This window comes from Rhodoplanes roseus (assembly GCF_003258865.1).
Taxonomy (GTDB): Bacteria; Pseudomonadota; Alphaproteobacteria; order Rhizobiales; family Xanthobacteraceae; genus Rhodoplanes; species Rhodoplanes roseus.
Genome location: NZ_NPEX01000179.1, coordinates 1 through 12,182 on the forward strand (window position 1 = coordinate 1; position 12,182 = coordinate 12,182).

General features: G+C 69.9%; 11 protein-coding genes. 7 read left to right on the forward strand and 4 right to left on the reverse strand.

Annotated elements, in window-relative coordinates; all coding sequences use genetic code 11:
- The 6 genes from CH341_RS21195 to CH341_RS21225 all read left to right on the forward strand — a co-directional run.
- On the forward strand, positions 1–1,327 hold a 1,327-nt coding region (locus CH341_RS21195), incomplete at its 5' end, for a c-type cytochrome (protein WP_146604562.1).
- Positions 1,328–1,618: 291 nt separating this feature from the next.
- Positions 1,619–3,103, forward strand: coding sequence for a 6-hydroxynicotinate reductase (locus CH341_RS21200; protein WP_111420973.1), 1,485 nt, complete (start codon positions 1,619–1,621; stop codon positions 3,101–3,103).
- Positions 3,100–4,284 carry a UPF0280 family protein gene (locus tag CH341_RS21210; RefSeq protein ID WP_245431175.1) on the forward strand — a complete coding sequence of 395 codons (1,185 nt, stop codon included), beginning with the start codon at positions 3,100–3,102 and terminating at the stop codon, positions 4,282–4,284. Before CH341_RS21200 ends, CH341_RS21210 begins: the two co-directional genes overlap by 4 nt.
- Before the next feature lie 43 nt (positions 4,285–4,327).
- Entirely contained in the window at positions 4,328–4,912 is a 585-nt protein-coding gene (locus tag CH341_RS21215) for an amino acid synthesis family protein (protein WP_111420974.1), read from the forward strand.
- Positions 4,909–5,493, forward strand: a complete 585-nt coding sequence (locus tag CH341_RS21220; RefSeq protein ID WP_111420975.1) for an amino acid synthesis family protein — start codon at positions 4,909–4,911, stop codon at positions 5,491–5,493. Before CH341_RS21215 ends, CH341_RS21220 begins: the two co-directional genes overlap by 4 nt.
- 167 nt (positions 5,494–5,660) lie before the next feature.
- A complete protein-coding gene (locus tag CH341_RS21225; RefSeq protein WP_111420976.1) occupies positions 5,661–6,107 on the forward strand; it encodes a MarR family winged helix-turn-helix transcriptional regulator in 447 nt (148 codons plus the stop codon).
- Between the two features lie 63 nt (positions 6,108–6,170).
- Here CH341_RS21225 and CH341_RS21230 read toward each other — a convergent pair whose 3' ends face one another.
- Positions 6,171–7,364 (reverse strand): amidohydrolase family protein, encoded by a 1,194-nt coding sequence (locus CH341_RS21230; protein WP_111420977.1) that lies wholly within the window; start codon positions 7,362–7,364, stop codon positions 6,171–6,173.
- Between the two features lie 172 nt (positions 7,365–7,536).
- Here CH341_RS21230 and CH341_RS21235 point away from each other — a divergent pair, with 172 nt between their 5' ends.
- Positions 7,537–8,310, forward strand: coding sequence for a ferredoxin--NADP reductase (locus CH341_RS21235; RefSeq protein WP_111420978.1), 774 nt, complete (start codon positions 7,537–7,539; stop codon positions 8,308–8,310).
- 283 nt (positions 8,311–8,593) lie between these two features.
- Here the strand turns inward: CH341_RS21235 and CH341_RS21240 are convergent, their stop codons facing one another.
- Genes CH341_RS21240 through CH341_RS21250 form a run of 3 tightly spaced genes read right to left on the reverse strand, consistent with a single transcriptional unit; the run spans position 8,594 to position 12,023 of the window.
- Positions 8,594–9,319 carry an ABC transporter ATP-binding protein gene (locus tag CH341_RS21240; protein ID WP_111420979.1) on the reverse strand — a complete coding sequence of 242 codons (726 nt, stop codon included), beginning with the start codon at positions 9,317–9,319 and terminating at the stop codon, positions 8,594–8,596.
- Positions 9,319–10,116: an ABC transporter ATP-binding protein gene (locus tag CH341_RS21245; protein ID WP_111420980.1), complete on the reverse strand. Its 798-nt coding sequence runs from the start codon at positions 10,114–10,116 to the stop codon at positions 9,319–9,321. The genes CH341_RS21240 and CH341_RS21245 overlap by 1 nt, the downstream gene beginning before the upstream one ends.
- Entirely contained in the window at positions 10,113–12,023 is a 1,911-nt protein-coding gene (locus tag CH341_RS21250; protein ID WP_111420981.1) for an ABC transporter permease, read from the reverse strand. The genes CH341_RS21245 and CH341_RS21250 overlap by 4 nt, the downstream gene beginning before the upstream one ends.
- Positions 12,024–12,182 lie beyond the last annotated feature (159 nt).

Consider the following 12,182-nt stretch of genomic DNA (forward strand, 5'->3'; position numbering starts at 1 on the left):
GGCCGACCGCAAGGGCGCCGCCGCGCTGGCCGAGCAGCGGATGCAGATGCGGCCCGCGGTGTTCGAGCGCTCGCTCGGGGTGATGACGCTGCCGTGGCGCGGCGCCATCGCGCCGATCCAGAGGCCCGATCCGTCGGTGTTCTCGGCGGCGACCATCGAACGCGGCCGCGTGCTCGCGCATCTCGGCGCGTGCTTCGTGTGCCACACCGTGGAGGGCGGCGCGCCGCTCGCCGGCGGACTGCGGCTGGAGACGCCGTTCGGCGTGATCACCACCACCAACATCACGCCGGATGTCGAGACCGGCATCGGGGCGTGGTCGTATCCGGCCTTCGAGCGCGCCATGCGCGAAGGCCTGCACCGCGACGGCCGGCATCTCTATCCGGCCTTCCCGTACACGTCCTATGCGAAGACGACGGACGCCGACCTGCAGGCGCTCTATGCCTTCCTGATGTCGGTGCCGCCGGTGCGCAACGCGACGCCCGCGCCGGAGTTCTCGTTCCCGTTCAACCAGCGGCCGCTGATGGCACTGTGGAACACCATGTTCCACACGGCGACGCCGTTCGCGCCGGACCCCACCAGGACCGAGCTGTGGAATCGCGGCTTCTACCTGGTCGAGGGACTGGGCCACTGCTCCGCCTGCCACACGCCGCGCAACGCGATGGGCGCCGAGGAGACGGGCGCGCGGCGCTTCTCCGGCGGCGTCGCGGAAGGCTGGGAGGCGCCGGCGCTCAACCGCGACAGCCGCGCCCCGGTGCCGTGGGACGAGACGGCCTTCTACGACTATCTGCGCACCGGCTGGTCCCGCCATCACGGCGCCGTCGCCGGCCCGATGGCGCCGATCGTCGCCGAGCTGAAGGTCCTGCCCGACGACGACATCCGCGCCATGGCCCACTACCTCGCCTCGCTGGGCGACGCGCCGACGAGCGCGGCCGAGATCGAGACGCTCGCCGCCGCTCGCGAGGCGGCTGCCGCGGCGCGCGCGACGACGCCGGTCTCGGTGCCGGGCGGACGAATCTTCGAGGGCGCCTGCGCGATGTGCCACGAGCCGGGCCGCGGGCCGGCGCTCTACGGGACGAAGCCGTCGCTGGCGCTGGTCACGGCGGTGCAGTCCGACTCACCCGACACGGTGCTGCGGGTGATGCTCGACGGCATTCATCCAAAGGACCTCGGCGAGCTCGGCGCCATGCCGTCCTTCGCCGACCACATGTCCGACTGGCAGATCGCCGAGATCGCCCGCTACGTCCGCGGCCGCTTCGCGCCCGAGCGCGCGGCGTGGACGGATCTGGAGGCGACGGTGGCGCGGCTGCGGGCGCAGGTGCGGCGATGACGGCCCGCTTCCCGTGCTCCGTCATTCCGGGACGACGCGGAGCGTCGGACCCGGAATCCAGCCCAGAATGCCGAGTTCGGTGCTGGATTCCGGGTTCGCGCCTTCGGCGCGCCCCGGAATGACGGGAGGGGCATGAGCGCTTCGCCTTGACAAGGATCGTGCGATGCAAGATCATTTGTACACTAACAAAAGGCCGATCCGGGCGACGGCGTCGCCGCGCGGCGACCGGCTCGCGCGTCCGCCGCGGCCCCATGTCGTCGCGAGCGGCCGGACCTCACGAGAGACGATGCCATGACGATGCAGCCTCAGCCCGCCGCGGACCTGAAGATCCGTTGCGACGCGTGCCCGGTCGCCTGCTGGATCCGCCCCGGCATGGCGGGCGCCTGCGACCGCTACGCCAACCGCGACGGCGAGCTGATCCGGGTCGATCCGCACGTGATTCTGGAGCGCACGCTCGACCAGGGCGGTCGCGTCGTCGCCTTCAACCAGCGCAAGACCGAATGGGCCGGCGAGATCGTGCCGGAGGAGGAGCTGTTCGTCACCGCCATCGGGGCCGGCACCACCTATCCGGACTACAAGCCGGCGCCGTTCATCGTCTCGGCCGAGGTCGACGGCGTCGACATGGTGACGGTCGTGACCGAGGGCATCTTCAGCTATTGCGGCGTCAAGGTGAAGGTCGACACCGACCGCTTCCTCGGCCCCGAGCAGGCCGTGGTGCGGGCGCAGGGCGAGGCGGTCGGCCACGTCACGACCGGCGAGTACGGCTCGCAGATGCTGTCGCTCGGCGGCGTGCACCATCTCACCGGCGGCTCCAAGAAGGAGGGGCGCGTCACCTGCGAGGCGCTGCTCGATCTCTCCAACGGCAAGCCGGTCGAGCTGACCATCGACGACGGCTCCACCATCGTGGTGGAGGCCGGCAAGGCGCCGATCATCAACGGCGTCCCCGAGGAGCGCATGCGGGTCGGCTGCGGCTCCGCCACCATCGGCATCTTCGCCAAGCAGTGGTTCGGCAAGGTCGACGAGGTGGTGGTGGTCGACGATCACATCACCGGCGTCCTCTCCGAGCACGCGTCCGGCAAGGTGCTGGGCATCCAGCCGACCGGCATCAAGATGCGCGGGCGGCGCTCGACGCCGGGCCGCTACTTCCAGGTCGCCGATCCCGGCACCGGCTGGGGCGGCACCAGCATCTCGGACCCGCTGTCGATCCTGGATCCGTTCGACAAGAATGTCGCGAAGCCCGGCATGACCCTGTTCATGGTCTCCACCACGGGCGAGCACTCCGCCTTCTTCCGGCTCGACGAGAATCTCGTGCCGGTCGAGACCGAGATGCCGGAGGCGTTGCGCGCGTCCACCGAGCGCATCAAGGAGAACTGCGAGCCGGCGCTCTCCACCGTGCTGTTCATCGCCGGGGCGGGCGGCTCGCTGCGCGCCGGCGTCACCGAGAATCCGGTGCGGCTCACCCGCTCGGTCAAGGACACGCTGACCCGCGTCACCTGCGGCGGCGCGCCCGTCTATGTCTGGCCGGGCGGCGGCATCACCTTCATGGTGGACGTCACGCGGCTGCCGGCCAACGCCTTCGGCTACGTACCGACGCCGGCCCTGGTCGCGCCGATCGAGTTCACGCTCAAGCTCGAGGACTACGCGGCGCTCGGCGGCCACATGGATCACGTCCGTCCGCTGTCGACGCTCGGCGACCACGAGAGCCGCCTGGTGCCGCCCGTGCAGGGCAATGTGTGGCCCTTCGCCTCTGACGGGCCGCGCTGGGGGCGGGGATGACGGCGGTTCCGGCCGCGTCGGCGAGCGAGGCGCGGCGTCCGCACGCCCGCATGCTGCCGGACGGCCGCCGCCTGCATCTGCAGGACGGGCCGATCGACCTGATCATCGAGGCCTTCGGCCCGCGCGACGTGGTCGAGACCGCCTATCGCGCTGCACTGCGACGGCTCACCGGTCTGCTGGACGATCTCTGCGGCGAGCTCTCGATGCTGCGCCGTCCGCTGACGGGAATACGTCACGAGCACGGGGAGTCGTTCCCCCCACCCCCGACCCTTCCCCACCATTCGCAAGAGCGAATGGGAGGAGGGGAGCCGCAGCGCTTCGACTCCCCTCCTCCCGCGCGCGAAGCGCGTGGCGGGGAGGGGTCGGGAGTGGGGGGCTCTTGCGATGAGGCACGGAGCGGATTGTTCGGCCCCGTGGCGCGCCGCATGGCCGCGGCAGTCGCGCCGTACTCGGAAACCATGTTCATCACGCCGATGGCGGCGGTGGCGGGCAGCGTCGCCGATGACGTGCTCGCCGCGATGGTGGCGGCCGCCGGCGACGCGCTCGCGCGCGCCTATGTCAACAATGGCGGCGACATCGCGCTGCATCTCTCTCCCGGCACCCGCTTCACCACCGGTTTGGTCGACCGCCCGGACCGTCCGTCGATGTTCGGCACGGCGGCGATCGAGGCCGGCGACCCGGTGCGTGGCATCGCCACCTCGGGGGCCGGCGGCCGCAGCTTCTCGCTCGGTATCGCCGACGCCGTGACGATCCTGGCGCGCGACGCGGCGAGCGCCGACGCGGCCGCGACGGTGGTCGCCAACGCCGTGAACATCTCTCATCCGGGCATTCTTCGCGTAAAAGCGCGCGAGCTGCAGCCCGACAGCGATCTCGGCGACCGGCTGGTCACCCGCGTCGTGCCGGCGCTGGCGCGCCCCGAGATCGATGCGGCGCTCGACGCCGGCGTCCTGGTCGCCGAGCAGCTTCTTCGCGACGGCCTGATCGCGGCGGCCGCCCTGCATCTGCAGGGCGTCACCCGCGCGGTCGGGGCGCTCGGTGCCGGATCGCTCGGTGCCGGATCGCTCGGTGCTCATGCCTCGTCATGGCCGGGCTCGTCCCGGCCATCCACGTCTTTCAGCGCGACCGAGTCCGGTTGGTGGATGCCCGGCACGCAGCCGGGCATGACGAAGCCGGAGGCTTGATCGCGTCAGTGAAAAGTTCAGTCGAACAGCAAGGCAGTCACACATGGCCGAAGTTCTCGTCCGAAAGCGCATCGTCACCGTGGAGGACATCTTCCACGAAGGCGGCCCGGTCACCGACCGGGTGATCAAGCGCGGCGCTGCGATCGCCGTGATCAAGAACCCGTTCGCCGGCCGCTATGTCGAGGACATCGCGCCGTTCATGAAGGATCTCGAGCCGCTCGGCGTGTCGGTGGCGCAGCAGCTTCTCGACGCGCTCGGCGGCGACGCCAAGGCGGTCGAAGGTTACGGCAAGGGCGCGATCGTCGGCGAGGCGGGCGAGATCGAGCACGGCGCGCTGTGGCACGTGCCGGGCGGTTACGCGATGCGCGACGTGCTGGGCAGCACCAAGGCGATCGTGCCCTCGACCAAGAAGGTCGGCGGTCCGGGCACGCGGCTGGACGTGCCGATCACCCACATCAACGCCTCCTATGTGCGCACCCATTACGACGCCATGGAGGTCGGCGTGGCGGACGCGCCCCGCGCCGACGAGATCGCGCTGGTGCTGGTGATGACCATGGGCGGGCGCGTGCACGCCCGCATCGGCGGCCTGTTGGCCCATCAGATCGAAAAGTGGGATGGACTGCGATGAACCCGAAGATCCGCAAGCTGGTGACCGTCGTCGACGAGACCCTGACCGAGATGGGGCGGCCGGTGACGCCGCCGGTCCGGCGCGCCGCCGCCATCGCCGTGATCGAGAATCCCTACGCCGGCAGCTATGTCGACGATCTGACGGTGCTGATCGACATGGGCGAGGAACTGGGCAAGCTCCTGTCCGAGCGCGCCGTGGCGGCGCTCGGGGTGCCGGGCGAGCAGTGCGAGAGCTACGGCAAGGCGGCGCTGGTCGGCGTCGACGGCGAGCTCGAGCACGCCGCGGCGCTGCTGCATCCCAAGATGGGCGCGCCGGTGCGCAAGACACTCGGGAAGGGGGCGGCGCTGATCCCGTCGTCGAAGAAGCGCGGCGGCCCGGGCCAGGAGCTCGACATCCCGCTCGGCCACAAGGACGCGGCCTTCGTGCGCAGCCATTTCGACGGCATGCAGGTGTCGATCAACGACGCGCCGCGGGCGAACGAGATCGTGGTCGCCGTGGCGATCACCACGGGCGGCCGCCCGCTGCCGCGCGTCGGCGGCCTGAAGACGAGCGAGATCAAGGGCGAGGACGGCCTGCGCTGAGGCGCGCGGGCGGCCGGTTTGAAAGCCGGGCGGTCATTCCGGGGCGCGCCGCAGGCGCGAACCCGGAATCCAGCGGCAACTGCCGTGTTTGTGGCTGGATTCCGGGTCCGGCGCTTCGCGCCGTCCCGGAATGACGGCCGAGTGAGTTGCCGAGCGAGGGGCAGGGCATGAAGGCGAAGATCGCGACACTGAAACCCCGCACGGGCGGCTACTGCCTGGACGAGCAGGTCGGCTTCCTGCTGCGCCAGGTCAACCAGCGGCACTCCTCGATCTTCGCCGAGAAGATCGGCTGTGATCTCACCTCGATGCAGTGGGCCGTGCTGTCGAAGCTGCAGGAGATCGGCGCCACCTCGCAAAACCAGCTCGGCCGCGCCACCGCCATGGACGTCGCGACCGTGAAGGGCGTGGTCGACCGCCTCACCGGCCGCGGCTTCTGTCACATCGCCGCCGACCCCGACGACGCGCGGCGACGCCTGGTAGATCTCACCCCGAAGGGCCGCGCCCTGGTCGACGCCCATGTCGACCAGGCCTACGCCATCTCGGACGAGACGCTCGCCCCGCTCACCGCGGCCGAGCGCAAGGTGTTCATGAGTCTCTTGGCGAAGCTGCGGTGAGTTTGACGCCGCACTTGTCACCTCTCCCCGCGCGCGAGGAGAGGGAAAGAGACGCGCTTCGCCTCACACCACTGCCGGCACCTTGGTCGCCGGCGGGGTGTTGCGGCTGCGCGTCGTGCGGACGACGCCGTCGATGATGGTCATGCCGATGCCGGGCAGGTCGCCGAGCCGGATCGATTCCAAGAAGTCCTTGCCGGCGGAGTGCTGGGCCTTGTCCATGATCACGAAGTCGGCGGCGCGGCCGACCTCGACCAGGCCGACGTCGAGCGAGCGCATGCGCGCCGTGTTGCCGGTGGCGAAGCAGAAGGCGATCTCGGCCGGCACGTCGCCGAGCGAGGAGAGCATCGACACCATGCGGATGATGCCGAGCGGCTGCACGCCCGAGCCGGCCGGGCCGTCCGTGCCGAGGATCACGCGCTCGAGCTGCCCGAGCTCGCGCGCAGTGCGCAGCGTGTAGAGCGCGGCGCGCTCGTTGCCGTTGTGGACGATCTCCAGGCCACGGCGGCAGCCCTCGCAGATGCAGCGGATCTCGCGGTCGGGCAGGGCGGTGTGGCCGCCATTGATGTGGCCGACCACGTCGGTATCGGCCTCCAGCACCATGTCGGCGCCGATCAAGCCGGAGCCCGGGATCGACGGCCCGCCGGTGTGGATGGTCGACTGGATGCCGTATTTTCGCGCCCACGCCACCATCTCGCGGGCGTTCTTGCCGTCCTTGACGCCGCCGAGCCCCACCTCGCCCAGAAGCCTCACGCCGGCGGCGGCCAGCTCCTTGAAATCCTCCTCGACCATGCCGTGCTCCAGCACCGGCGCGCCGGCGTGCAGCTTGACGCCCGCCACCCGGAACGCGTCGAAGCAGCGCTGCGCCGTGATCGCCATCGCCTTGAGGCCGACGATGTCGCGCGGCCGTCCGGGGGTGTGCACCTCGCCGGCCGAGATCATGGTCGTGACGCCGCCGTGCAACGTGGAATCGATCCAGCCGAGCTGATTCTGTCGCGGCGTCCAATCACCTGCCACCGGGTGCACGTGACTGTCGATCAGGCCCGGGCTCACCACGGTGCCGTTGGCGTCCACCACCGTGGTGGCGCCGTCGACGTCGACGTCCTTCAGCCGACCGACCGCGGAGATCTTGCCGTCCACCGCCACGATGGTGTCGGCGTCCAGGATCGGGTTCTCCATCGCGCCCGAGAGCAGCAGCCCGATGTTGCGGATGACCAGCTTGGTCGGACCGGACGGTCCGGCCGGCGCGTCGTGAGCCATGGTTTCTTCTCCTCGTTGCTGGACGGACCGCGATCGCCCCGGTATCCGGCCGTTTCGGGCCGTTGACAAGGCCACCGCGGCTCCGTCATATTGTTAGTACACTAACGAATGTCGGACGCCAAGGCGGCGCCCGGATCTCCCGGCTTCTTGGAATCCCTCGAAGGTTCGACCCATGAGCAACTTCTTCGAAGAGCAGGTTCTCGACGTTCACCACTGGACCGACACGCTCTTCAGCTTCTCGACCACCCGCGATCCCGGCTGCCGTTTCAAGAGCGGCCAGTTCGTCATGCTCGGCCTGCCGGGCGAGGGCCGTCCGCTGATGCGGGCCTACTCGATCGCCTCGCCGCATTACGCCGACGTGCTCGACTTCTTCTCGATCAAGGTGCCGAACGGGCCGCTGACCTCCCGGCTGCAGAAGATCAAGCCGGGCGACCGCATCATGGTCGGCCGCAAGGCGACCGGCACGCTGGTGATCGACAACCTGAAGTCCGGCGACACGCTCTATCTGCTCGCCACCGGCACCGGCCTCGCCCCGTTCCTCTCGACCATCCGGGATCCCGACACCTACGAGCGGTTCGGCAAGGTCGTGCTGATCCACGGCGTGCGCACCGTGGCCGAGCTCGCCTATCGCAAGCTGATCGAGGAGGAGCTGCCGCAGGACGAGTTCCTGGGCGAGCTGATCTCCGAAAACCTGATCTACTACCCGACCGTCACGCGTGAAGAGTTCCGCAACCGCGGGCGCATCACCCGTCTGATCACGACCGGCAAGCTGTTCGATGACATCGGCCTGCCGGCCCTCGATCCGGTTCGTGACCGCGTGATGATGTGCGGCAGCCCGGCCATGCTGGCCGACATGACCCCGATCCTCGAAGGTCTCGGCTTCACCGAAGGCAACACCGGCGAGCCCGGCGACTACGTGATCGAGAAGGCCTTCGCCGAGAAGTGAGGTTTTCCGAGCGCGGCCGCATGAGCTGCCGCCCTGCTCGGCTGACAGCCGAGACGCTGTGCGCCGGGGCTCACCCCCCTCCCTGTCCCTCCCCCACAAGGGGGGAGGGAACGCCGGAGCCGAATGGCTCCCAGCGTCGCCACGACAAGACTGACGTCGAGAATTGGACTCAGGCCTCACCTCACCCTGCTCCCTCCCCCCTTGAGGGGGAGGGGTGGGGAGGGGGGTGGCCACGCAGGCCGGCCTCTCGACCGAGAGCACCAAGCCGCCGTTGCCGCCGTCCTCACACCGCCAGATAGGCATCGCGCACATCGGGGCGCGCCTCGAGCTCGGCCAGCGTGCCGGTGAACTGGACACGGCCTTTTTCGATGATGACGGCGCGGTCGGAGATCAGCCGCGCGAAGTGCAGGTTCTGCTCGGAGAGCAGGATCGACAGGCCTTCCTTCTTCATCGCCAGGATGGCGGTCGCCATCTGCTCGACGATCTTCGGCGCGAGGCCTTCCGACGGCTCGTCCAGCAGCACCAGTGACGGGTTGCCCATCAGGGTGCGCGCAATGGTGAGCATCTGCTGCTCGCCGCCGCTCATCCGGCCGCCGGGGCGCTTGCGCATCTCGGCGAGATTCGGGAACAGCGTGTAGAGCTTCTCGGGCTCCCAGGTCGGCGCGCCGGCGCGCGGCGGCTGGCGACCGACCATCAGGTTCTCCTCGACGGTGAGGTCGGAGAAGATGCGCCGATTCTCCGGCACGAAGCCGAGGCCGCGCCGGGCGATCTCGTAGGTCGGCAGGCCCGTCACCTCCTCGGCGTCGAACCACACCGTGCCGGTGCGGCGCGCCACCATGGCCATGATCGAGAGGAACGTGGTCGACTTGCCGGCGCCGTTGCGGCCGAGCAGCGCGACGACCTCGCCCGTATGCACCGAAAAGTCGACGTCGAACAGGATGTGGGCCTGGCCGTAGAAGGCGTTGAGCTGGACGACGTCGAGCTGCGACGTCCGCGGGCGTTCGGTCATCAGTGCGCCCCTCTGGACTCGACGCCAGCGGCGTCCTGGTGGCGGGCGTCGTAGACGAGACCTTCGCCGAGATAGATGGCCTGCACCTCGGGGTCGCGGCGCACCTCGGTCGGCGGCCCTTCGGCGATCAGCATGCCGCGCGACAGCACCATCAGCCGGTCGGCGTGCTCGAACACCACGTCCATGTCGTGCTCGGTGAACAGCACGCCGATGCCCTCGCGCCGGGCGATCTCGGCGGTGAGGCGCATCAGCTCGATGCGCTCCTTCGGTGCCATGCCGGCGGTCGGCTCGTCCATCAGGAGGAGCTTCGGCCGGTTGGCGAGCGCGATGGCGAGCTCGAGCCGCTTGAGGTCGCCATAGGCGAGCTCGGCGGCGGCGCGGTCGGCGTACTGCGCCATGCCGACCAGCGCCAGCAGGCGGTCCGCCTCGGCGGCGTCCTTCGCGGCGCTGCCCCAGAAGCGGCGTAGCGCATGGCTGTGCGACAACAGCGCCACCTGGACGTTCTCGCGCACCGTCATGGACGCGAAGGTCGCGGTGATCTGGAAGGTGCGTCCGACCCCCATGCGCCACACGGCGCGCGGCGGCAGGCCGAGCGTCGAGGTGCCGTCGATGCGCACCTCGCCGGTGTCCGGCCTGATCTGGCCGTTGAGCATGTTGAAGCAGGTGCTCTTGCCGGCGCCGTTCGGACCGATCAGCGCGAGGATCTCGCCGCGGTCGAGCGCGAACGAGACGTCGCGCACGGCCTGCACGCCGGCATAGGATTTCGACAGGCTCTCGACCTCGAGCAGGCGGGTCACGGCTGTGCCTCCTTGATGGCGGCTTCGGAGGAGGTCGCCGCGACGGTCTCGGCTCGGCGTGCCGCGCGGCCCGCCTCGAGGCGGGCCCGCAGGTCGGCGAGCGAGCCGACGATGCCCTTGGGGAAGGCCAGCACGATGGCGACGATGGCGGCCCCCAGCACCAGCTTGGAATAGTCGGTCTGGCTCATCAGCCAGATCGACAGCGCCTTGAACACCACGGCGCCGACGATCGGGCCCAGCACCGTCTCGATGCCGCCGAGCAGCACCATCACGAGGCCGTCGACCGAGGTCGGGATGCCCATCACGTCCGGGAAGACGCTGCCCTTCAGGAAGGCGAACAGCGCGCCGCCGAGGCCGGCCGCGGCGCCCGCCATCACGAAGGCGATCCACTGGGTGCGCTTGCGGTCGATGCCGATCGCCTCGGCCCGCAGCTCGGAGTCTCGCGTGGCGCGCAGCGCGTAGCCGAACGGCGAGAAGATCACCATCTGCAGGAACGCCAGCGCCGGCACCACGAAGGCCAGCGTGATCCAGAAGAAGCCGGCCGGATGCGACGCGAAGGCGGCGGGCCAGATGCCCAGAATGCCGTTGTCGCCGCCCGTCACCGACACCCACTGGAACGCGATCGACCAGACGATCTGCGAGAAGGCGAGCGTCAGCATGGCGAAGTAGACGCCGGTGAGCGACACCGCGAACCAGCCGACGATGGCGGCGCCCACGGCGGCCAGCACCGGCCCGGCGAAGACGGCGAGCAGCATCGGCAGGCCGGCCGCCTTGACGGCGAAGGCGGCGCCGTAGGAGCCGAGGCCGAAATAGGCGGCGTGACCGAAGGAGGCGAGGCCGCCGACCGTCATCAGCAGATGCAGGCTGGCGGCGAACAGCGTGAAGATCAGGATCTCGCTGCCGACCGTGAGGGCGTAGTCGGACAGGACGAGGGGCAGCGCCGCGATCAACGCCACCACGGCGCCGGCGATCATCAGCTCGATGCGGCCGAGCGGGCGCCAGGGGCGCACCGTCGTCCCGGCCGCGGCCTGGGCGGGCGGCGGCATCTTGCCGAACAGGCCCCAGGGCCGGACCACCAGGACGACCGCCATCACGACGAAGACCAGCACCAGCGAGATCTTCGGCAGCACCAGGATGCCGAAGGCGTTGAGCTCGGAGACGATGATGGCCGCCACGAAGGCGCCCGTGGTCGAGCCGAGGCCGCCGATCACCACGACGACGAACACCTCGACGATGATGCGGAGATCCATCGAGTGGTTGACGGCGTCGCGCGGGATCTGCAGGGCGCCGCCGATCGCGGCCAGGAAGACGCCGAGCGCGAATACACCGGTGAACAGCCATTTCTGGTTGATGCCGAGCGCCGCCACCATGGCGCGGTCGTGCGTCGCGGCGCGCACCAGCACGCCCCAGCGGGTGCGGTGGAACAACAGCCACAACGCCGCCAGCACCAGCGGGCCGAGGGCGATCAGGAACAGGTCGTAGGAGGGGATGCGCTTGCCGAACATCACCACGGCGCCGCCGAGGCCGGGGGCGCGCGGCCCGACCAGATCCTCCGGGCCCCAGATCAGCAGCACCAGATCCTCCACCATCAGCGTGACGCCGAAGGTGGCGAGGAGCTGGAACAGCTCCGGCGCGTGATAGATGCGGCGCAGCAGCACCATCTCGAGCAGGCAGCCGAGCGCGGCCACGATGGCGGCGGCGGCGACCAGCGAGAACCAGAAGCCGAACACGCCGGTGAAGCGTTCGGTCAGCGTGTAGGCGACATAGGCACCCAGCATGTAGAACGCGCCGTGCGCGAAGTTCACGATGCGGGTGACGCCGAAGATGATGGACAGACCGGAGGCGACCAGGAAGAGCGAGGCCGCGCTCGCGAGGCCGGTCATGAATTGCACGAAGACGAGCTGCATCGGCGGTCACGATCGAGTTGGGCCGAGGGATTTCGGCGTGGGTCCGCGACGCGGCCGCGGCATGACGGGAGGGCCCGTCGGAGTCTTCAATGAGGTCTGTTGAATGGTCGGTGAACTCGGCCCCCTTCACCTCCCCCTACGCAGCGCGGCTTCGCCGCG

Coding starts and splice junctions, on each gene's coding strand:
- CH341_RS21230 (WP_111420977.1), bottom strand. CDS start 7,364: ATGGCTCACGACGCGCCGGCCGGACCGTCCGGTCCGACCAAGCTGGTC.
- CH341_RS21240 (WP_111420979.1), bottom strand. CDS start 9,319: ATGACCGAACGCCCGCGGACGTCGCAGCTCGACGTCGTCCAGCTCAAC.
- CH341_RS21235 (WP_111420978.1), top strand. CDS start 7,537: ATGAGCAACTTCTTCGAAGAGCAGGTTCTCGACGTTCACCACTGGACC.
- CH341_RS21210 (WP_245431175.1), top strand. CDS start 3,100: ATGACGGCGGTTCCGGCCGCGTCGGCGAGCGAGGCGCGGCGTCCGCAC.
- CH341_RS21225 (WP_111420976.1), top strand. CDS start 5,661: ATGAAGGCGAAGATCGCGACACTGAAACCCCGCACGGGCGGCTACTGC.
- CH341_RS21220 (WP_111420975.1), top strand. CDS start 4,909: ATGAACCCGAAGATCCGCAAGCTGGTGACCGTCGTCGACGAGACCCTG.
- CH341_RS21200 (WP_111420973.1), top strand. CDS start 1,619: ATGACGATGCAGCCTCAGCCCGCCGCGGACCTGAAGATCCGTTGCGAC.
- CH341_RS21215 (WP_111420974.1), top strand. CDS start 4,328: ATGGCCGAAGTTCTCGTCCGAAAGCGCATCGTCACCGTGGAGGACATC.
- CH341_RS21250 (WP_111420981.1), bottom strand. CDS start 12,023: ATGCAGCTCGTCTTCGTGCAATTCATGACCGGCCTCGCGAGCGCGGCC.